The following is a 22245-nucleotide window of genomic DNA, read 5'->3' as shown; positions in this document are numbered from 1 at the left end:
CCCTCCCCTATTGTGAATTCGCTTTCATTTTTCCTGCTAAATATTTTGTAATCCATTCAGTAATGATTCCGCGTAGTAAAATGACGACGATCCCGACTAAGAAGTAACGAACAGCGAGCTCTGACATTGAATATCCAGCTTCTTTAATCCCGTTCGCAATTCCTAAATAGACAAATAGTTCTCCTGCGTTGGCATACGGGAACAGTGATGTCACCGGATGAACAAATGAAACAGCTGAATCATAGAATGCTGGTTTTTGTTTTTCAGGTAAGAAGCGGCCAAACGTATAAGCCATTGGGTTTGTCAAAATAAGTACAGATAAGATCGGCATTAACGTGTAGCGCAAAATGGTATATTTCGCTGCAAACTGAATGGCTCTATTCACTCGCTCTTCTCCAATAAATTTCATGACAGCATAAGTGAAAGTAAGTAACACAACAAGCGTTGGAACGATACCTGTAATCAGACCCATGAACTGCTTTCCGCCGGCTTCAAACATTCCGATAAAGTGCTCTCCAAACCATTGAATCCATTCCATGTTTCATCTCCCCTTTCTTTAGTTCACATTTGTTATATTTTTTTTCGAAATCGAGACAAGTGCCTGTTCAGCCGCCATGGAAAGTGCTTGCATGACAGCTGGCGCTTTTTTGCGCTTTTTCAACGTTTTCTTCATCATGTGGTGCTCGTCCAGCACAGCCCCTACATGCTTGCCTTCATATGCAGGGACTTCTTTAAATTTAGATAAGATCGACACGCCGCCAAGCACATGGCATTTTTGAATGATATACGATTCATCCACAATGATGAGCGCAATGGCCCCAGGGCCAACTTTGCGCCGTTCCATTCCTGAAAATAAGTGATAGCCTTGTTTCCCTCTGTAGTCATCAATCAGTGAGTCCATGCTTTTGCGATAATACTTGATTTGAATAAAAGATAACCCATACTGCACGATGAGAATGATACAAAGTACGATTGCTAATTTTTCCATAGCTTCACGTCCTTATGATTGAAATAAGTGATCTTGTAATGAACGCAGCTTCCAGACGGTTGTGTTTGAATCAAGCTCTACATCATCATGAGTCAGGAACTGTCCTAATTTGACGTCTTTTTTCGCTACGACTTTTCCGCTGATTAAACCAATTGGAATGTGACCGTTCGTTTTCATGTCTTGATGCGTTTCAAGTACACCTCTTACGGAGTATCCGCCAATCCCGTCAAGTGATTCCCCTGCTTTAATATCTCTTTTCGCAACAGCGACTGTTTCTGACACTGGTACACCAATCGGGTGGATCGATGAATCATGCTGTAAGACCGCTTTTGCGATGGTAACAGGTGTTTCAAGACTCGCTAAGTGGAAAGGACGGTAAAGCGTGTAGTGAGGACCTTTTCCAACTTTTAAGTAACGAAGCTCTTCATCTACTGGCTCTAGATCACTCTTGACGATAACGAATACGCCAGGAGCAAGTCCATTTACATATTCAACGACTCCGAAGTTATCGAGCACGCCGCCTTGTTGTTTTTGATTCAATTTATCTGCTACATTCTCTAAATTTGCTTCGACTCCGTGCATACCGACTTTATCTGGCAAAAGCCCTGTCGCGTTACTTAATAAGTTCATTTCTGCCATTGTTTTTGTTCCGTCTTGGAAGGCAGCGAGCATATGTGCACTCATATGTTTACTATCTGCTTCTGCTTTACACGTATCTGGATTTGCTTCTGGGAAGAATGGGTTGTTCTTGCCTTTCCCAGCAACGAGCACCTCAAGTCCCATTGTTTTTGCAAATTCATATAATTCTAGTGTTGCTGCCGGTTCGTCTCCAGCTGATCCAGAATAAACAAGTCCTGCATTTGTGAATAATTTATGCATCACCAAACCGATGGTAATATCAACTTCTACATTTAAAAGAACGAGATGTTTCTTTGAATTAAGCGCTTCCAAAGAAATGTTTGCTCCGACCTCTGGCACTCCTGTTGCATCTACGACAACTTCCACAAAATCTGATTGAATCACTTCTCTATAATCATTTGTGACGACCATTTGATGCGGCTTCGCATGCTGCTTGTAAAAATTCGCTGCCTTCTCTGCTGCACTAAGGTGAATATCACAAACACCTGCTACAATCATGCCTGGAATTTTAGAAATTTGTGAAATAAGTCCAAAGCCCATTTGGCCTGCCCCAATAATTCCTACTTTGATTGGATCTCCACTGCGTTCTCGAGCTAACAACTGTTGATAGATTGACATCTAAATCATCCTTTCAGGTTTTCTTGCTTCTTGGTAGATTGCTAGAAAAATAATCTGAAACTTTTAACAAATGTTATAAAAATTAACAAAAATCTGTTTCTTGTAACATTTGTTATTTTATTTATCATTTGTTATGAACTTAGTTTATATGATGTGTCAACTTTGTGTCAAGATAAAATCGATAAAATTTTCAATCTTTTTGAGTCTAAAGGCTCAAAAAAACTACCTAATCATATTAGGTAGTTACTTTAATAAGGCATCTCCTGTTCGTTCATCCGTAATTAATACATGAATTAATCCACCTTCTAATGCTGCCCGGATCGCTTCAATTTTTTCTTCTCCTCCAGCGACACCAATGACTAGCGGGATTTCTTTCAACTTTTGCGGGCTTATGCCCATTACCCTGTCGTTCCATGGGTGGGGATACACTTCCCCTTGGTGATCAATAAAGTTATAGCAAATGTCACCCGCTACATCCTTCGCTTGAAGAATATCCTCCTCACCGCTTGTCATATAAGATTTCACCATCGTTGAATGCTGCGGAACCCCGCCAATCCCGACAACCGCAATATTTGATGATTCTCCTAATTCAATCACTTTTTTGATTGACGGCTGCCGTATCAGTACATCCTTCGCTTCTTTCGTATCAAGCATGACAGGCACATGTAAAAACTCACATTTAGATTTGAGTGCCTCTGTGCATCTCGCAATAATATAATTGGCATGGATATCAACATCTTCGTTTCCCACACCCCCGACAAGCGGAACAAATGTCACGGATGGGTAGTGCTGAACTGACGTAAGCGATTTCGCCATTTCATGCAAAGTGGTTCCTGAGGAAAAACCGATGACTTGTCCATCCTTCATAACTTTTAATAAAAAGCCTGCCGCCGCAGCGCCGATTCGGCTTTTTGTTGTTTCTTGGCTGAGCGTTTCCACACAGACGACTTCTCGCAGCCCGTATTTCCGCTCTATTTTTCTTTCTAAAGATCCATATTGTTGATTCATTTCATCATGAATAATGATTTCCACGATTCCTGCTTCACGTGCTTTTGCCAAATATTTCGATATGAGCGAACGGCTAACCCCAACAGCATCTGCTATTTTAGATTGAGTGGCGCCTTCTTCATAATACATATGCGCAACCTTAATGAGCAGCCTTCTTTCATCATGGAATGTCATAATAACCCTTCTTTCCCCTTAAGTGTTCCCTAACAAATGATATCTAAAATAACATTTGTTAAAAACAGATTAAATGAAAAAAATAACAGAGTCAATACTAGAGACGTGCTCTTTCCAAGAATGAAAAAAGCCGCACATGAAGCGGCGGCTTTAAAAGATGTTTTTATTCATTTGTTTGATGGCTGCTTTTTCAAGTCTTGAGACTTGTGCTTGAGAAATCCCGATCTCTTCAGCGACTTCCATTTGCGTTTTTCCTTGGAAGAAGCGTTTGCGGAGAATCATTTTTTCTCGATCATTCAATCTGCGCATTCCCTCTTTTAAGGCCAATTCCTCTACCCATTGTGTGTCTTTGTTCCGATCATCACTAATTTGATCCATCACATAAATCGGATCTCCTCCGTCATTATAGATCGGTTCAAACAAAGAAACAGGATCTTGAATCGCATCTAGGGCAAAGACAATTTCCTCATGAGGCACTTCCAGCACTTTGGCAATGTCTTCTGCCGTTGGCTCCTTGCTTGTCTCACTAATCAGCCTCTCACGAACCTGAAGCGCTTTGTAGGCAATATCTCTTAGTGAACGAGACACCCGAATTGGGTTGTTATCACGCAAGTATCGACGGATTTCTCCTATGATCATAGGGACCGCATAAGTTGAAAATCTGACATTGTGGCTTAAATCAAAATTATCAATTGATTTCATTAATCCGATACAGCCTACTTGGAAGAGATCATCCACATACTCGCCTCTGTTGTTAAAACGCTGAATCACACTTAAAACCAACCGCAAATTGCCATTGACTAGCTTTTCTCTTGCTGTATCGTCACCCTCATCTTGCAGCTGTCTGAACAATTTTCTCATCTCTTCGTTTTTCAGAACAGGCAGTTTGGAGGTGTCGACTCCGCAGATTTCCACTTTATTTCTGGACACTTTTTTCCCTCCCTACAGGAGCTGTTGTACAAAGTTCAGTATCTCCTTGGGATGGAAAAATATGCACGAGTGATGACGAGAATCATGAGAAAAGAAGTTGATTCCTTTGACAGCAAAGGGACAGAGCTTTTCAAAAAATTTTTTTAGACCATTTTGTTAAATTCTTTTTGTAATCGTTTAATAATTCTTTTTTCAAGTCTTGAAATATACGACTGGGAAATGCCTAGCATGTCAGCGACATCTTTTTGGGTTTTTTCCTCACCGCCAACCAAGCCGAATCTGAGCTCCATGATCTGTTTTTCGCGGTCATTTAATTGTTCCAGCGCTTTTTTCAAAAGTTTTTTATCTACATTTGCTTCAATATCCCGTGTGATAATATCATCATCTGTTCCAAGTACGTCTGATAAAAGCAGTTCATTTCCGTCCCAATCAATGTTGAGCGGCTCATCAAACGACACTTCTGAACGAATTTTATTATTTCGGCGCAAATACATCAAAATCTCATTTTCAATACATCTCGAAGCATATGTCGCAAGCTTGATCTTTTTTTCTGGGTTAAATGTATTGACTGCCTTAATTAGACCAATAGTTCCAATACTAATTAAATCCTCAATATTAATCCCTGTGTTTTCAAATTTTCTTGCGATGTAGACCACCAACCGCAAATTTCTTTCAATCAGGATAGCCCTTGCTGTTTGATCACCTTTTGGTAATTTGACAAGCAGTTCCTGCTCTTCATCCTTTGATAATGGCGGCGGCAGCGCCTCACTACCACCAATATAATAAATCTCATCACTCTTAAGACCTAGCTTCATGAGGAGTTTATACCAGTAGTAAGTGAGTTTAAATTTTAATTTTTTCATCTTCTTCTCCCTTCTAAATGTCAAGTTGACCTCGTAAGATAAAAGACATCACCAAAACTTAAGACACCCCTTGGATGATTTTTCCGTCTAACATATCTGGATGAATGATGGATTGAAATTCCTGATCTGCTGATAAACCGCTCAGACTCATGCCTACAAAACACTTGGCTGGCTGGATCATATGCGTTTTTGAATAAATGATGACCGTATCTGGTTTTAAGCATAGAAGAAACCCGTGATCATGACCGACCGCTCGATATGGAACAAGTCTTAAACGGTCAAGAAGCGGAAATTGATCATCGAGCTTTTGCATCACTTCAACAGGATGAGACTGCTTCATAAGCTCTATAAATGGCTCTCCGCAAATGGACATGAGTTGATCTGCTTGAACGATCATCACAGGTGTTTTCGTCATAGGATCATACAGCTGATTGCCAGAATCGACGAGTCCCTTTAAGCGGATGGTCTCTCCTTGAATGTGTATCTCCGCAAGGACTTGTTCATCAAACTGTCTTTTTTTCGCACCGACCTCTCCTAATCGTTTCTTTGAAAACAGCCAAATCGCAGGAAAGCCGGTTAAAACGAAAAGCCAGCTAATGGGATCACCAAAGCCATCATTTTGTGAAATCAGCAGCCCGTCTTGAATAACAGTATTGGTTTGTAAAAACGAATGAACCCCGATCATGCCTCCTCCCATCAAAAATGTGACAAAGTAAAAAGCAAACAGGTTTTGAAAAAAGAATCGAAATCTTTGAAATCCAAAAGTTGCAAGCACGATCAAGACAGAAAAAAGCAGTTTGCCTAGAGGGTGTGACACAAACATTGCAAATGGTGTAAAGAGCAAGAGAACAATGCTCGATCCAATCAGAGCTCCTAACATATATCGCCGTTTTTTTACTTGTCGTTTGAGAATAAATGCAGTGAGTAAGAGAAGCAATAGATCAAAACAAAAGTTTAACAGCCAAATCACATCTAAATAAATGACCACCTTCTGCTCCTTTCATCTGAAACAAAGAATCAAAAGCAGTACTTGCACTTGTTTGTACCAGTATAAAACAGCCAAGAGATGGAAGTCTGTCAATTCTTGTTGGGGATGATAGAGAACTTTTGGTGGATTGTTATTGTTTTTGTCGAGGAATGAGAGCACAAAGAAAGAGAGTGTGCTTCCGGACAAGCTTACAAACAATCATTCGAAACGAAAAAGACACGCTCCAAGGAGGCGTGCCTTTTTTTAAGGGTTATTTTACATTGATATTTAATGTGCCTGGGGCCTTTTGTCGAGTAACATTTCCATAATCATCCCGCACAATCACTTCAATGACTGCACCTTTTGCTTTGGCGGTAGAAGTAGCTGTCCAGTAACCTTCATATGTTCCCTTGGCTACCTCACGAAGCGGCAGCTCTGTTGTATTTTGCAGCTTTGATCTCGCGTTTGTCAGCGGCATGTGAATGACAAACGTTGCGTCTAGCTTTTCTCTGCTGTTAAATGAAATTTTAACAGACTCACCTGATGATAGATTGACATTCTCTGCTGGTGTCAGCTTAGAAATCTCAGGCGCTTCGTATTGAACATCGATATCGACTTTTTTAGTCGTTTTGTTTCCTGCTGCATCTTTTGCTGTTACTTTGATCGTATTTTTCCCGTTTTCAAGCAGGATTCTTGCAGAATATTTCCCATCTTTTATTGCTGCTTTTTTTCCATTCACAGTGACTTGATCAAGATGATCATCCGTTACCTTTCCTTCTACAGTGAGTGATTCTTTGTTAGACTTTTCCCCTTTTTTTGGTGTATCTATCGTTAACACTGGGGCTGTTTGATCAATGATCACCTTGACTGATTTGGATTTTTTCGTTGCGCCTTTATCCGTAACAGTAGCAGCTGTGAATACATGCTCTCCGCTTGACACTGTAACCTTCTCTTTGAAAGCACCCGACTGATCTGCTGTCACTTTGGCAATCTCTTTATCGTTTTGATAGATCGCTACATCAAGCCCTGGAGAGGCTTTACCTTCAATCTCCAGTTCATCTTTGTTCGTGATCGTTCCAGCCTTTGGAGATGTTATTTCTGGCACATCTGCTTCATATTGGACAAGCGCACGAATCATATAATTTCCCTCTTCTTTTGGAGAAGGAGAAAAGGCACCGCTTGTCAGCTGCCAGCTTCTTTCAGCATTTGGTCCATCTTCATCTGTTGCAAGGCCTGGAGATTCCGTATTCTTTTTCGTTTGAATATAGACAAGATAGAAATCTCCATCCACCGTAATGGCTTGATCTTCTAAATCTACTTTTGTCCATTCACCATTACGCAGCGCATTCGCTTTAAAAGGTCCCGCAATTTTCTCACCTGGAGCGCCGTCCTTCCCAGAAGCATCATACACTTCAACCGCAAATTCATTCCCGCCAGGGGCTGGCCACTCTGTTGTCCAGAAACGGAAAAGCCCCCCTGTGACCTGTGCTTGTTTCTTCCCTTTTTCTAATGAAAATTTCACCGCCCAGCCATTACCAGGATCATAGAACGCCCGTGCATTTTCAGCTGTTCCGTCATCGTAGCCAATTTCGCCAGCAAAACCGATGAAAGGTTCCAGCTTGATTGCTTTTTCAAGCGGCTTTTCTGTCACATCGGCTGTAAACGAATATCCTTTAAACCCTTTCGCAAATACTTTGACTGTATACACACCGCTCAATGCCTCTAGAGAAAACTCGCCAGATTCATCTGTTTTCACCGGCTCAATTTTCGCATCCTCTACAAGATAAACCGTAGCATCCTTTACTTTTTCACCCGTTGTTTCATTGACAATTGTGCCAGATATCGTTCGTTTTTCTAGTGGCTGTAATGAGAAATTTGCCTCTGCCTGATCATTTGCAGGAATATTGACTTTTTGTGTGCGTGATTCAAAGCCATATGCTTCAGCTTTCACTGTAAATTCCCCTGCACCATGAGAAAGCTGATATCTCCCTGTCGCTTCATCTGTGTACGTGGACTTGCCGCTTTCAAGAACACTGATTTCTGCCTTCATCGGAAGAGCTTTGATAGATGGGGCATCTACACTTTTTTCCTTTTTCATCTGGACATGTTTTTCTTTTATTTTAGCAGGCTTTGCGCTTTTCGGATCGACAGGTTTCTTCTGCTCCTGTGCTGGCTTTTCTTTTTTGATGACGCCAAGCTGTTTCTTTGCCTTTTGAGGCAAGGCTTGATCTGTTATTTTCACATCATCTAAATAAAAACCGTCTTTTGTTACACTGCCATCCGTTCTTAGCTGAAAAATAACTCTCACGTTCTGACCTTTGTAAGCAGATAAATCTACTTCTCCTTTTGTCCATCCACTTGTTTTGCCTGTGTAGGCTGCCACTTGGACAGCATCTTCCCCCTCAGGCTGCACATGAATATGCACATAGTCATAATTTGCTTCAAGGTCATGCCAGTATTGATATTGTAAAAAGGAGGAGCCTGACTCAGGTACAGCAATCATCGGCATAGATAAATGAGCATCTGTTTGATTTTCATAAGGACTGTCTAGGTTTGTAGCATAGACATGATCTCCAGTAAAGGCCTTTTTCGGACCGGTGGTCGGCTTCCCCCACTGCCAAGGATCTTTTGTTCCACCACTGAACCATCCACTTGGCCAAGCTTCAAAATCTTGCGAGTAGCCAGTCGTGATGGATGTTTTAATCGGAAGCGTATACGGTTCTGATGCAGCTTCATTTTCTCCAAAATCTTTCACAATCCATCGATACGTGACATTTTCACCCTCAACTTCTGGGAGCTGAACAACATATGTCCCTTTTAAATGATTTCCATCCGTTCGTTTTGCTTGCAGCGTCTCCCTTTTCCCTTGATCCACTTGATAGCTCAAGGAGACATTTGTCACAGCTACTTCATCTTCTGCTGTAATACTTAGAGGTGTTGGTGTAGAGGCAAAAATTTCATTCGGTCCTTTATGAGAAAAAACAGGTGGGTCTGTATCTTCTCCTTCTTTTGTTACCTGTCCTTCAATCTTGCCAATTCCATCTGTTAATGCTGTGATGGCTTCTTTTGCATCAACTAATCCTGCCCCATAGCCATTGTTAGGGGATTCCGGGAATTGCTGATCTGTCAGCGGTTTTGCAGTATCAATGAGAATTTCTTCGATCTCTTCAACAGACAGATCTGACTGTACTTGGCGCAGAAGAGCCACAACAGCTGAAACATGCGGACCTGCCATCGAGGTTCCATTCCAGCCATCCTCATACCCTTTCCCAGGAATAGAAGAACGAATATTTACCCCTGGGGCCGCAATATCTGGTTTCATGACCCCATATGGAGAGGGGCCTTGCAAAGAGAAAGAACCCAGTTTGTTGTTTTGATCTGTTGCACCCGTCGCAAAGGCTTCGGGATAGTTCGCAGGATTTGCAATAGATCCCTCACCGCCAGGGTTAAATAAATCCGTATTACCAGCTGAAAACTCTGGGAAGATGTCCGCTGCTCTCCAAGCATTGACCACATCTTTATACCAATCATCAAGACCAGGCCCACCGCCCCAAGAATTATTGACCACATCTGGCGCCTTTTCTGGATGAGGGGTTCCGTTTTCATCTTTTGGAGCTAAAATCCATTCACCTGCGTCAAGCAGATCAGCATCTGATCCACCATCTTCTGAGAAAGCTTTCACCGCGATCCATTTTGCACCTGGTGCAACTCCAATTTGATTCTCTCCATTTGGCTCAGAGCCAACCATCGTTCCCGTTACATGTGTACCATGCTCTAAATCATCGTATGGCGCTTTAGAACCTGTCGTTGCATCGTACCAATTGAATTCATGAGAAGGTTCATTCGGACGTGCAGGGTCAAATCCGCGGTATTTTTCTTTTAATGCAGGATGATCCCATTCCACACCTGTATCAATACTTGCCACAACGGTACCAGTTCCGTCATAGCCTAAAGCCCACGCTTCTGGGGCATGAACTTGAGAAATATTCCACTCGATTCCATCTGCTGCTTTGATTTGTTTGTTTTTCATTGAAGTCTTCAAATCAACAGGACGATGGATTTGACGGATTTCATTTGGCAGCACTTGTTCTACTTCTGGGAAGGAAGCCACCTTTTCCATGACTTCTTTCGTTCCCGTCACAGCGAGACCATTCACAATATAGTACGAATGAATATCCTTCACTTGCTTTTTCTTTTGGGCTTTTTGTAAATAAGCAAGCAGCGCTTCCTGCGTCTCTTCAGACGTCGCTCTTAGTTCTGATACGACAGCTGATCTTTTTGTGTACTGCGTTTTAGCAGCTGTTAACTTTTGTTTTTTGGCTTTTGACACAGCATCCTTCGCCACTTTTTTGACATTGGTTTGTTCCTTCATTTTGACTAAAAAGGTCACCTTGTCTTCTTGTTGAAACTGTTTCATTAATCTAGATGAGATCTTTGCTTTTGTTTTCTTGGAGGAAACAGCTTCCTCTTGATATGAGGTAGAAGTCGATTTTGCTTGAACCATCCCAAAGCTTGTCATCGTTAAAGTACCAATCACCAAAAGACTCATCAAACGATAGCCGGCGGTTTTGCGAAACTTCACTTTCAATCAAATCCCTCCTCCTCAAATGGTCAAACAGTGTGTGGGTTTAACTCCTCCCTTTCCTTTGTTCATGACAAGATTCATGGTGTTCTATTTAATGTAGTCAAATAAAGTTCATCATTTTGTCGCTTTTTGTAACAGGATTTAAAAATGATTCTTTTTGCTTAATCACTCTAAGTCGAAATACATATGTTGGATAAAGTAATCCAGACACATTTAAGACTTTTTGATTAGTAGTGATGCGGGTTTCTTTATATATTGGACATGAAAAAATCCCCTTCCGGTGGAAGGGGATGAGTGATACTCGATTAGCGTTTATTACGGTTGCGCAAGAACGTTGGGATATCCAGCGTATCATCGCTTGATTGTGTATTTTGTCTCGGCTGAGATGATGACTGCTGATGTTCCTCACGTTTTACTTCACGTTTTTGAGGAATGGATTGATTTTGCTTTAATCCTTGCCCTAATGGATTTCTTTGTGGTTTTGACACCTCTGGCTCTTGCTCAATAAATCCAGTTGCGATCACAGTTACCACAATTTCATCCTTCAAGTTATCATTAATGACAGAACCGAAAATCATGTTTACATCTTCATCAGATGCAGAAGCCACAATGTCCGCTGCTTCTTGTACCTCATAAAGACTTAGGTTCGTACCACCAGTAATATTCATGATGACACCTTGTGCACCGTCGATTGCCGTTTCTAGAAGTGGTGAAGAAATAGCTTTCTTCGCAGCTTCAGCGGCACGATTTTCACCAGTCGCAACACCGATACCCATAAGAGCAGAACCTTTATTGGACATGATCGTTTTCACGTCAGCAAAGTCAAGGTTGATTAAACCCGGTGTAGCAATAAGATCTGAGATCCCTTGAACACCTTGTCGTAGTACGTTATCTGCTGCACGGAATGCTTCAAGCATTGGCGTGTTTTTATCAACAATTTCAAGCAAGCGATCGTTTGGAATCACAATTAAAGTGTCAACTGCTTCTTTCATAGAAGCAATTCCTTCGACTGCTTGAAGCTGACGCTTTCTTCCTTCAAATGTGAAAGGACGAGTCACGACTCCAACTGTCAATGCACCAGAATCTTTTGCGATTTTTGCAATGACAGGTGCAGCACCCGTACCAGTTCCACCGCCCATACCAGCAGTAACAAAGACCATGTCTGCGCCTTTTAATACTTCTTCAATCTGTTCTTTGCTTTCCTCAGCAGCTTTTTTACCGACTTCAGGATTCGCACCTGCTCCAAGCCCTCTTGTCAGCTTAGCACCGATTTGCATTTTCGTTTCTGCTTTTGATAGATTTAACGCCTGTGCATCTGTGTTGACTGCAATGAAATCGACACCTTGTACGTCATTTTCGATCATTCGGTTGACAGCGTTATTTCCGCCTCCACCTACTCCGATTACTTTAATTGATGCTAGGCCGTCTATATTTGTTTCAAACTCCAACATGCTGAATCCTCCTAATCCGTCGAAAATCTAATTCTATTCCCAGAACATATTAAATAGTTTTTTCATTTTGCCCGGTTTTTTATTTGTCTCTTCTTGTGCTTTTTGTTTTACTTTCGGTCTTGGCTGCGCTTCTTTCACTTGTGGTGCAGAAGAAACCGGCTCCATGGATGCGCCTACTTCATGAAACGCCTCATCCGGCATTTGGAATCCAACTTGTCTGCCCTGAATCTTTGCATTGCGATAAGCAAAGTGGATCAGACCCACTCCTGTCATATACTGAGGTTCTCTCACCCCAATATAATTCGGACTTGCAATTCTAACATTGTTTTGCAAGACCGTTTGTGCAAGAGAAAGGATACCTGGTATAGCTGCCTGTCCACCTGTTAGAACGAATCCGCCAGGCAAATCATGGACACCCATATTTCTTAATTCCTCTGCCACAAAGAGCAAGATTTCTTCCAGCCGAGCCTCGATGATATTAGCCGCTTCAAGCTGTGTATACGTCTGTTTCTGATCGGTACCGATGACAGAAACTTCAAATGTTTCTTCAGACGATGCCTCATCATAAAACGCATGTCCAAATTGTTTTTTAATTCGTTCAGCTTCTTCAGTAGAAGTTCTAAGTCCTATAGACAAATCTTTTGTAATGTTCTCTCCGCCCAAAGGGATACTGTGAGTAGAATAGAGATGCCCGTTTTCAAATACGGAAATCGTTGTAGATCCGCCGCCAATATCGACGAGAGCTACCCCTAGATTTTTTTCATCTTTCGATAATGCTGCTGAGCCCGATGCGAGCGGCTGCAAGCAAATATCCATAATTTCAATTCCAGCTCTTTCTACACATCGGAGCCAGTTATGTAGAATCGTTTTAGAACCTGTAATTAACGATCCATCCACCTCTAGCCGAACACCAAGCATTTTTTTCGGATCAGTGATCTCATCTCTTCCGTCGACGATAAATTGTCTCGGGATGACGTCTACGACGAGATGTTCTTGAGGAATAGATACTACCTGTGCAGCATCTAAGACACGTCTCACATCTTCAGCATGTATTTCTTTGTTTTCACTAGATACTGCGACCACGCCGCTCGTATTCTGAATATGAATGTGGTTTCCGTTAATTCCGACAATCGCCTTTTGTAAAGGAAAACCTACCATTCTCTCAGCCTGTTCAAATGCTTGTCTAATAGAATGAACTGTCTCATCTATATCAACAATCGATCCTTTTTTTAACCCTTCTGAAGGGACATTTCCAACACCTATAATGTTAAGCGAATCATCCGCCATTTCTCCGACGATGACTTTTATATTGGATGTACCGATGTCAAGGCTGACGTAAATTTCATTGTTGTTCATTCTATGGCACCTCCTCACATATCAATACTTTCTATTCTATTATTTGCTGAACAACAATACAATGAATGTGTTTTTACAAGTGTGTAACAAAACTTAAAAAATCAACATTTTTTATTAGGATTACTGAAAATATTCGTTACATCATATGTATATCCTTTTTTATGACTCACTTTTTTTCTTTTTTTCTCTAGAAATTGTCCATTTTGTTAGTAGAATTCTTCGAATAACTGCTATATTTTGAAACAATCTAACGCCGAAAGCAAACATTCCGACTAAATACAAGTCTACACCAAGATGGACGCCCAGAAAAGCTAAACTTATTGCAAGTATAATATTAAAGAAAAAGCCTGATACAAACACTAGTTCATCGTATGCCCCTTGCAGATGTGCTCTGATTCCACCAATCAATGTATCAAGCGCAGCAAGTACAGCGAGGGAAAGATAATTAGAATACTCATTCGGTATCGTAAAATTTGTTAAGAAACCGATCGCAACTCCTATGATTAAGCCAAGTACAGGAAGCCACATTAAGATTTTCCCTCCTTTACATCGTCAAGAGGCTTCAACTCGTTTAACTGAATTGCACCGTCATATGCTTTTAATTGAATTTGCTGCTTCGGCTGGCTAATACTTAAGCCGAAATTTTCCTGAGCAAACAAATCACCAATATCTGATACATTTAAACGGCTGTATAATTTGTCGGCCTGGTCGCTGATCATCTTGATGGTCACTTCATCACCATCTAAGCTGTAGCCATCCATTTTCGTCGTACCATTAATATCTCGAATCACACTTGTATTAATCACACGGTGGTCATTAATGGAAATATGTTTTGCCCCATACATATTGGCTTCGTTGATTAGCTTTTTCAGAAGATCAGGCGGGATATTTTTCACTTCTTCTCCGGTCAGATCCTTGGAGAAGAGCTGAGAGATGTCCACTTCAATTCCCTCCCCTGTCACTTCTGTAAAACCAGCCTTTTCTTTTAAATCTTTTAATGTTTTAGTTAGTTGAGCTTCTTTTGATTGATCTCCTTGATGACCATACTTTTTCAGCATTTCATCGTATTTATCAATTTCTTTCAGCAAATCCAATTCTTTACTTTTAGATGCAGATAAATCCTCTCTTAGCTCCCACACATCGCGAGTATCACGAACTTTGGGCTTTTGCAATGAATTAAATTGGATGGAGACCATGATGCCGAATATCACCATTAAGGCTGTCAAACTAAGTAAAGGCTTCTTTTTCCTCAACACCACTCACCTTTTCACTTTTAATCTTTGTGTTTTAAAAGAGGATTCATACGAATATCCTTTTTTTCAATCGTCATCGAAATGTGATCACTTGTCAGCTGATCGACCACTCCTCCTGCAATATTTAATGCAGGTATTAACACAGCCGGATCACCAATAGCAGAAATAACAAATGGCGCTGGATGCTGAACACCGTCAACTGTGACAACTGGGCCATTACAATGTATGTATGATTGGTGTGTAATTCTCTGTCCATTAATAGATACGGCAGAGGCGCCTGATATAAACAGTTCGTTTATCACATGAAAAATGTGGCTCTCATGAACAATGTAATTATTGACATTTTGTCCACTCGGGATATAAGATGCATCTTCAAGGGATACTTGTACCCCTTTTCCTTTTACACCGATCTCTCCTGTAAACATCCTGTATTTCTCAACATCTTCCAATACATTAAAATACTGCTCTTTTTCATTTTTCAAATTGGACTCAGTGGCTTGAACCTGTGATTGAAGACTATATAATTCTTTTTCAAGTTTCTGATTCGCCTTTTCTTGCTTTGTCAGCTGACTTTTCAAGGAGTATTCTTTTTTCCATTGCTCTGTTCGAATGACATCTGCCTGATGCTGCTTAGTATATTGGTATGAAAAAGAAATCAGAAAACCAAGAACAAGCATGACAATTGAGAATATAACTGTTTTGCCTCTCAACGTTCATCTTCCTTTTTCTTAGATTTAAACGCTTCAAAATACGTCGCGACTTCCATATGGATTGTGCCTTTTTCAGATGGCGAAAGTTCTTTTACAATGGCAGGATAGGTTTTCATTTTATCAGCGAATGTTTTAATTGATGCAATCACGGTGTTCCCGTCATTCATATAAAATTTAACGAGCCACTGGTTTGAGCTTGTTGGCACATAATATATTTCTGAGATGAGTTCCTGAATAGAGGCTGGCAGCTGATTTAAAGATCTAACCGTTTGCTTCAGCTTCTCTTTATTGTCCCAATCAACAAAAATAGGTCCTGCATGACTTGGTGTGACTTCTTCTGGTAATGCTGTCCCATTTTCAAGAAGCTCATAGTATAAATTTCCCTTTTGAAGATACGCAATATTGGCATATTCTTTGACAGCAATACTAACCTTATTTGGAAAATGTTTTTTGATACTGACACTTTTAATCAGTTTGTTTTGCTTAATATGATCTGCTGTTAAATCTTTATTTAAATTCCAAAACTCTGTTTCGCCTTCTTTAATCTGGGAAAGTTTCACAAGCTGTTTTGTAGGGACATGCTCATTACCCGTAATAGTTAAAGAAGAAATTTTACTGATTGGTGTCTGCAAATAAATAATGATTAAAACCATGATAAAAAACAGTAGAATAAAAGAGATTAGTCTCCGATTCGCTTTCTGCTTCCTTTGTTCTTTAATTTTAGGAATTCGTTCTTCTATATTGACGATCTTTTCATTTTCATGATCAGGCCGCATATATATTCTTCACCCCATTCAAAGCTGCTTGTCCACACCTTTGGGTCATCTTTTGATGAGAAAACAAACGGCATTCTTTCATGCCGTTTGTTTTCCTGTGATGCCATCATTCATAAGACTTGCTTTTATTTTGCTTCACCGATAATTTCTACTTCTGTATGCATTTCTACATTGTAGTCATCTTTAATTTTCTTTTGGATGTACTGGATTAAGTCCAGCACGTCTTGAGCAGTAGCCCCGCCAGCGTTCACAATAAAGTTGCCATGCATATCAGAGATTCTTGCTCCGCCAATTTGGTACCCTTTTAAATTCGCTTTTTCTACAAGCTGTCCTGCATATTCAGGCAGCGGATTTCGAAAAATACTTCCGGCACATGGTCGATTATAAGGCTGTGTTTCCTTGCGATAGTCTTTATTTTGCTGCATTTTCTTTGTGATTTTCTCGCGATCATCCTGTTTGAGCTTAAACACGGCCTCGAGAACAATGCCTGGTCGTTCCTTTTGAAGGACAGACGTTCTATAGCTAAAGTTCATCTGTTCATTTGTTAGCCACTCGATGCTTCCATCTTCAAATAAGATTCTCGCTTTCACAAGAATCTTACTGATATCAGATCCGTGCGCACCTGCGTTCATATAAACAGCGCCGCCAATAGACCCTGGGATACCAGCTGCAAATTCCAGCCCTGAAAGACCCTGCTTACTAAGAGACGTTGCAAGCCTTACAACAGAGTAGCCGCCGCCAACTGTAATTTCTTCATCATTTACAGTTAAGTGATCAAGTCCAGCGCCTAACTTCAGGACGACGCCACGTATTCCTTTATCAAGTACGAGTAAATTTGACCCTCTTCCAATAACCGTCCAGTCCGCGTGGTGTTTTTTTATCTGATCCATGATCGTTTTAACTGAATCGATATCTTTAGGAACGATCAATAGATCTGCCGGCCCGCCTATTTTCATTGTCGTATGATTTGCAAGCGGCTCATTTTCAAGCACTTTACCGACTTGCGCTTCTAATAATTCATTCTTCAAGTTCTCCATATTACCCTCCGCCTTACCTAATATCATTCCATCATGTAGTCGTAATTTCTTTTAATACATTATATAAACGTCCAGCCGCATCTGGTACTCCAAGTTCTTTTGTTAAACGGCTCATTTCGTTTAATTTTTCTTCATTACCAGCAATTTCATCAATGGCATGAAGGAGGCTTTCTCCAGAAAGCTCTGATTCTCTTAAAACGATTGCAGCGTCATGCTTTTCTAGTGATCTTGCATTGATTTCCTGGTGATTTGCCGTCACGTATGGGCTTGGAATAAAAATAGTTGGAATTCCAAGGGCTGTTACTTCAGCAATCGTTGTGGCACCGGCTCTTGCAACAATCACATCAATCGATTTCAAGTACTCCGGCATTTGATGCAAGAAAGGCTTTGTGATCATATTAGGTGCTGCACCTTTTTCCTTTAGTTCGTTCAGCACTTTTTCATAATGAACCTCACCCGTGATATATAAAAGCTGATAGTTCTTAGCCTTTAATCCATCTTGCATGTCAATAACTGCTCTATTAATTGGCGCAGCCCCCCGGCTTCCGCCAAAAATAAGAACCGTTTTTTTCGTTTCATCCAGTCCAAACTCCTTCAGAGATTTCCCCTCTTTTATAGAGACGACTTCAGAGGCTCTAGGGTTTCCCGTAAATACAACCTTTTCAGAAGGAAAATGTGCCTTTGCTTCTTCAAAGCAGATGGCTACCTTATCAACATATCTTGCTAGAAACTTATTAGTGATACCCGGCAGGCTGTTCTGTTCGTGAATAATGGTCGGGATTTTCAGCTTAGAAGCTGCATAAACGACAGGGCCGCACACATAACCACCTGTTCCAATGACCGCATCTGGCTTAAATTCCTTTAAGTAAGATTTGCTTTTTTGAACGCCTTTTAGAAATCTCATCACCGTTTTTACGTTATCAAAGGAAAGCTTTCTTTTAAAACCTGAAATTTCTATGGACTTGAAAGGGATATTTTCTCTTTCTACAATTTTCTTTTCAAGTCCATTTTCAGTACCAATATATAAAAATTCTACATCAGGATGCAGTCTTTTCACTTCTTTAATAAAAGCTAAGGCTGGATAAATATGTCCGCCTGTTCCGCCTCCACTGATTACTATACGCATTATACCATTTCCCCTCAATTTTTTTCTGCTCTGAACAAAGTATAAACCCTGTTTTAAACAACAGGGCTCCGTTAAAACCTGTAAAGAAGAGTCAAAAAACATGTTTCCAATACAAAATCTGTCATTTCTACTCTTCAAATCATTTTTTTGTACTTTTGCAAAATAAATGTCATCATGGTTTCATGAACTAGCAGCACTAATATCTAGCGTACCTGCTTACATTTAAGAGTACGCCAATTGCCATCAGCATTAATGTCAGTGATGAGCCGCCATAACTTAGGAATGGGAGCGTGATACCTGTCACAGGGATAAGTCCAGTAACAACTGCGATATTAATCATCACTTGAATGGCAACCATTGAAATAATACCAACTGCTAGGAAACTTCCATATAAGTCTGGGGCTCCAAGTGCTATTCGTATGCCTCTCCATAATAGAACACTAAAGAGCAGCAAAATGAGTGATCCTCCTATAAAGCCAAGCTCTTCAGACAATATTGCAAAGATGAAGTCTGTTTGAGGTTCAGGTAAATAAAAGAATTTTTGTCTACTTTGACCGAGACCCATTCCGAACAGACCGCCTGGACCAACAGCGTATAAGGATTGAATAATTTGAAACCCACTGCCTAGTGGATCTTCCCAAGGATTTAAGTACGATGTAATTCGTTTTATGCGGTAGGGCGCTGATAAGACTAGTGCAGCAAATCCGCTGAGCCCTAAAAGACCGAGAAATATAAAGTGAGCAATTCTCGCACCTGAAACAAATATCATAATAATACAGGTTCCAACCATTACCGTCCCTGTTCCCAAATCTGGCTGCAGCATGATGATGGCAAATGCAGAAAACACAATGCCTAATGCTGGTGCGAAACCTTTACGAAAGGATGTGATATTTTTTTGTTTTTCAGATAAGAATTTTGCAAGAAACGCAATCATCGCAAGCTTCATAAATTCAGAGGGCTGAATACTAAACGCACCGACACCGATCCAGCTTCTTGATCCATTTCTCTCCATACCGATACCAGGAATAAGTACAAGCAGCAAAAGGAGAAAACAAACAGCAATCAATATCTTTGACCAAGTCCGCCACGTCCAATAATCGACTCGCATAATGAAAAACATCGCGATAACTCCGATTCCGGCAAACAAAAGCTGTCTTTTTGCAAAATAAAACGAATCATCAAATTTATACGATGCCCACACAGCACTAGCGCTGTACACCATAATTAAACCAATCGTCAATAAAAGTAACGTAATGACAACAAGCAAAAAGTCCGGAGAAGTTTTCTTATTCGTCAAGAGACCGACACCCCAAGCATAATTTCATTTGGGCTGTCAGTCATACGAGAGACAAGCCCTTATTTAAGCATATGCACGGCGTTTACAAACATGTCTCCACGTTCTTCAAATGTTTTATGTTGATCCCAGCTTGCACAAGCCGGGGATAATAAAATCACGTCTTCTTCTTCAGAAATGTTAAACGCCGCAGGTACTGCTTGTTCAACATTATCGACATGTTTTACGTGATGTATTCCCAGTTCTTCACCAAGCTTCACAAACTTAGGTGCCGTCTCACCAAATGTGATAATTCCTTTTACATTTTTCATAAAAGGTTTCAATTCATCAAATTCATTGCCGCGATCAAGCCCGCCAGCTAGTAAAATGGTCGGCTGATTAAAAGCTGACAATGCTTTACTTGTTGCCAGTATATTGGTGGCTTTACTATCGTTATAGAATTTTCTGCTTTGAATTGTATCTACAAACTGCAGACGATGCTTCACTCCACTAAATGTCGTGAGAACGTGTGCGATTGCTTCATTTGAACAGCCTGCATTTTTCACAACACAAATAGCTGCCAAAATATTTTCTTGGTTATGCTCACCAGGAAGAACAACATCCTTTAAATCGATGATATGTTCATTCATGTAGTAGATCGCACCATTTTTAATATACGCACCATGTTCTACTTGCTCTTTCACTGAGAAAAACACTTTTTTTGCTTTTGAAGCTTCAGCCAGTTTTACGACTGATGGATCATCGAGGTTAATAACAGCTATGTCATCTTCAAGTTGATGTGCGTATACTTTCTGCTTTGCTTTTTCATATTCATCACGAGTGTGGTGATAGTCTAAATGTGCATCAAAAATATTTAATATTAAGCTGATTTTAGGTCTGAAATCAACTGTTCCCATTAACTGAAAAGAAGAGAGTTCAGTTACGATCCACTCATCGCCAGCTGCCTTTGCAGCGACTTCGCTGGCAACTGTGCCAATATTACCTGCCACTAAAGTTTTTTGACTGTCTTGTTTCAACATTTCATAAATCAAAGTCGTGGTAGTGGTTTTTCCATTTGATCCAGTAATCCCAATAAAAGGAGCTGAGGTTAAATGATAAGCTAATTCTATTTCCGTCCAAACTGGAATTCGTCGGCGAAGCGCTTCTTGAACCATCACATTTTCATATGGAATTCCTGGATTTTTAATTAAAATCGTAATTTCTTTATCATCGAACATACGAAGAGGATGGCTGCCGCAAACGACATCAATCCCCTTTTCAGAAAGAAGCTGAGCAGGTTCATTTTCTTCAAACGGCTTTTGGTCATTTACTATGACATTTACTCCATGCTCATGAAGAATTGAAGCTGCCGCATATCCGCTTTTTGCAAGACCTAATACTAGTACATGTTCGTTTTTTAACATTTGCATCTTATTCAATTATAACCACACCTCGATGTAAATTCCTAAAACAGCAAGTAATAAACCAGCTGTCCAGAAGGTGACAACTACTCTCCACTCAGACCAGCCAACTAACTCATAGTGGTGGTGAAGCGGACTCATCTTAAAGATTCTTTTTCCAGTTGTTTTAAAGGAGATCACTTGAAGAATAACGGATAACGTTTCGACAACAAATACTCCTCCAATAATGACAAGTAAAATTTCAAGCTTTGTTAAAATCGCAATTGCTACAATCGCTCCGCCTAAAGCAAGCGACCCTGTATCACCCATAAATACTTTTGCAGGATGCGCGTTAAACACAAGAAACCCAAGAACGGCTCCAGCAACAGCTACTGAAAAGATCGCTACATCGTACTGTGATTGATTCCAAGCCAATATAGCAAAGGCTCCAAAGGCAATAGCCGCGGTTCCAGATAATAGACCATCCAGTCCATCCGTTAAGTTCACGGCATTAGAACCTCCGACAAGCATGAAAACGACAAGGATAAAGTAAGCCCATCCTAAATCGAAGCTCACATCTGTTCCTGGAATGCGAATCGTCGTTGCAAACTGATAATAATGGAAGACTGCATAAAAAATCACTGCGATCACAATTTGACCAATTAATTTCTGTTTCGATGTTAAACCTAGGTTTCGTTTCATCGCTACTTTAATATAATCATCTAAAAATCCTAATAGACCGTAGCCAAGCGTGACAAATAACAATAAAAACATTTCTGGACTAATCTCAGAAAATTTGTTGATCATCACAATCGTTGTAATGGTAATAGAAAAGATAATCATAATTCCGCCCATTGTCGGAGTACCTGATTTCTTTTGGTGAGACTGTGGTCCTTCTTCTCTAATACTTTGACCAAATTTAAGCCTTCTTAAAAACGGAATAAAAATCGGGGATAAAAGAACACTGATTAAAAATCCCATTATGATTGTAAACAATATCACCTGTTCAAGCATCGTTCTTTACTCCTTCCGAATTTCCAAAGCCGTTTTCCATCAGAAAATCACATTCATTATTAAGGTATTCATTCGCG

Annotated in this window: 19 protein-coding genes; all 19 read right to left on the bottom strand. The window is 40.4% G+C overall.

The features are described 5' to 3' along the window. Positions 1-7: 7 nt before the first annotated feature. Positions 8-538: a PTS glucitol/sorbitol transporter subunit IIC gene (locus MHI23_RS07475; protein ID WP_024424246.1), complete on the bottom strand. Its 531-nt coding sequence runs from the start codon at positions 536-538 to the stop codon at positions 8-10. A gap of 18 nt (positions 539-556) precedes the next feature. Next, on the bottom strand, positions 557-988 hold the full coding sequence (locus MHI23_RS07470; RefSeq protein ID WP_024424247.1) for a transcriptional regulator GutM: 432 nt from the start codon (positions 986-988) through the stop codon (positions 557-559). Positions 989-1000: 12 nt separating this feature from the next. After that, complete coding sequence (locus MHI23_RS07465) at positions 1001-2245, bottom strand: SAF domain-containing protein (protein WP_342492409.1); 1245 nt, start codon at positions 2243-2245, stop codon at positions 1001-1003. A 243-nt stretch (positions 2246-2488) separates the two neighbouring features. Beyond that, positions 2489-3427: a sugar-binding transcriptional regulator gene (locus MHI23_RS07460; protein ID WP_024426934.1), complete on the bottom strand. Its 939-nt coding sequence runs from the start codon at positions 3425-3427 to the stop codon at positions 2489-2491. A 150-nt stretch (positions 3428-3577) separates the two neighbouring features. Next, positions 3578-4357 carry an RNA polymerase sporulation sigma factor SigG gene (gene sigG, locus MHI23_RS07455; RefSeq protein ID WP_024424250.1) on the bottom strand — a complete coding sequence of 260 codons (780 nt, stop codon included), beginning with the start codon at positions 4355-4357 and terminating at the stop codon, positions 3578-3580. Between the two features lie 143 nt (positions 4358-4500). Then, a complete protein-coding gene (sigE, locus tag MHI23_RS07450) occupies positions 4501-5220 on the bottom strand; it encodes an RNA polymerase sporulation sigma factor SigE (protein WP_007499746.1) in 720 nt (239 codons plus the stop codon). 58 nt (positions 5221-5278) lie between these two features. Beyond that, entirely contained in the window at positions 5279-6208 is a 930-nt protein-coding gene (gene spoIIGA, locus MHI23_RS07445; RefSeq protein WP_024426933.1) for a sigma-E processing peptidase SpoIIGA, read from the bottom strand. A 250-nt stretch (positions 6209-6458) separates the two neighbouring features. Further along, the gene (locus tag MHI23_RS07440; protein ID WP_342492468.1) at positions 6459-10769 is read right to left on the bottom strand and encodes a S8 family serine peptidase; all 4311 of its coding nucleotides are present in this window, start codon (positions 10767-10769) and stop codon (positions 6459-6461) included. 308 nt (positions 10770-11077) lie between these two features. Further along, complete coding sequence (gene ftsZ / locus MHI23_RS07435; protein WP_024426931.1) at positions 11078-12223, bottom strand: cell division protein FtsZ; 1146 nt, start codon at positions 12221-12223, stop codon at positions 11078-11080. A gap of 33 nt (positions 12224-12256) precedes the next feature. Continuing rightward, positions 12257-13579, bottom strand: a complete 1323-nt coding sequence (gene ftsA / locus MHI23_RS07430; protein ID WP_024424253.1) for a cell division protein FtsA — start codon at positions 13577-13579, stop codon at positions 12257-12259. Positions 13580-13738: 159 nt separating this feature from the next. Continuing rightward, complete coding sequence (locus tag MHI23_RS07425; RefSeq protein ID WP_003210988.1) at positions 13739-14107, bottom strand: small basic family protein; 369 nt, start codon at positions 14105-14107, stop codon at positions 13739-13741. Further along, positions 14107-14832 carry a DUF881 domain-containing protein gene (locus tag MHI23_RS07420; RefSeq protein WP_024424254.1) on the bottom strand — a complete coding sequence of 242 codons (726 nt, stop codon included), beginning with the start codon at positions 14830-14832 and terminating at the stop codon, positions 14107-14109. The genes MHI23_RS07425 and MHI23_RS07420 overlap by 1 nt, the downstream gene beginning before the upstream one ends. 20 nt (positions 14833-14852) lie before the next feature. After that, complete coding sequence (locus tag MHI23_RS07415) at positions 14853-15542, bottom strand: DUF881 domain-containing protein (protein WP_025092542.1); 690 nt, start codon at positions 15540-15542, stop codon at positions 14853-14855. Then, positions 15539-16318, bottom strand: a complete 780-nt coding sequence (locus MHI23_RS07410) for a cell division protein FtsQ/DivIB (RefSeq protein ID WP_024424256.1) — start codon at positions 16316-16318, stop codon at positions 15539-15541. Before MHI23_RS07410 ends, MHI23_RS07415 begins: the two co-directional genes overlap by 4 nt. A gap of 125 nt (positions 16319-16443) precedes the next feature. After that, positions 16444-17355, bottom strand: coding sequence for a UDP-N-acetylmuramate dehydrogenase (gene murB / locus MHI23_RS07405; protein ID WP_034623687.1), 912 nt, complete (start codon positions 17353-17355; stop codon positions 16444-16446). A 31-nt stretch (positions 17356-17386) separates the two neighbouring features. Next, a complete protein-coding gene (murG, locus tag MHI23_RS07400) occupies positions 17387-18481 on the bottom strand; it encodes an undecaprenyldiphospho-muramoylpentapeptide beta-N-acetylglucosaminyltransferase (protein WP_034623688.1) in 1095 nt (364 codons plus the stop codon). 196 nt (positions 18482-18677) lie between these two features. Continuing rightward, positions 18678-19778 (bottom strand): stage V sporulation protein E, encoded by a 1101-nt coding sequence (gene spoVE, locus MHI23_RS07395; RefSeq protein ID WP_024424259.1) that lies wholly within the window; start codon positions 19776-19778, stop codon positions 18678-18680. A gap of 59 nt (positions 19779-19837) precedes the next feature. Further along, the gene (gene murD / locus MHI23_RS07390) at positions 19838-21193 is read right to left on the bottom strand and encodes a UDP-N-acetylmuramoyl-L-alanine--D-glutamate ligase (protein WP_024426928.1); all 1356 of its coding nucleotides are present in this window, start codon (positions 21191-21193) and stop codon (positions 19838-19840) included. Then, complete coding sequence (mraY, locus tag MHI23_RS07385; RefSeq protein ID WP_003211854.1) at positions 21194-22168, bottom strand: phospho-N-acetylmuramoyl-pentapeptide-transferase; 975 nt, start codon at positions 22166-22168, stop codon at positions 21194-21196. It abuts the gene before it with no gap. Between the last annotated feature and the right edge of the window lie 77 nt (positions 22169-22245).

The organism is Bacillus sp. FSL M7-0003 (genome assembly GCF_038628485.1).
GTDB classification, from domain to species: domain Bacteria; phylum Bacillota; class Bacilli; order Bacillales; family Bacillaceae; genus Bacillus; species Bacillus safensis.
This window is presented reverse-complemented; position numbering and strand designations above follow the sequence as displayed.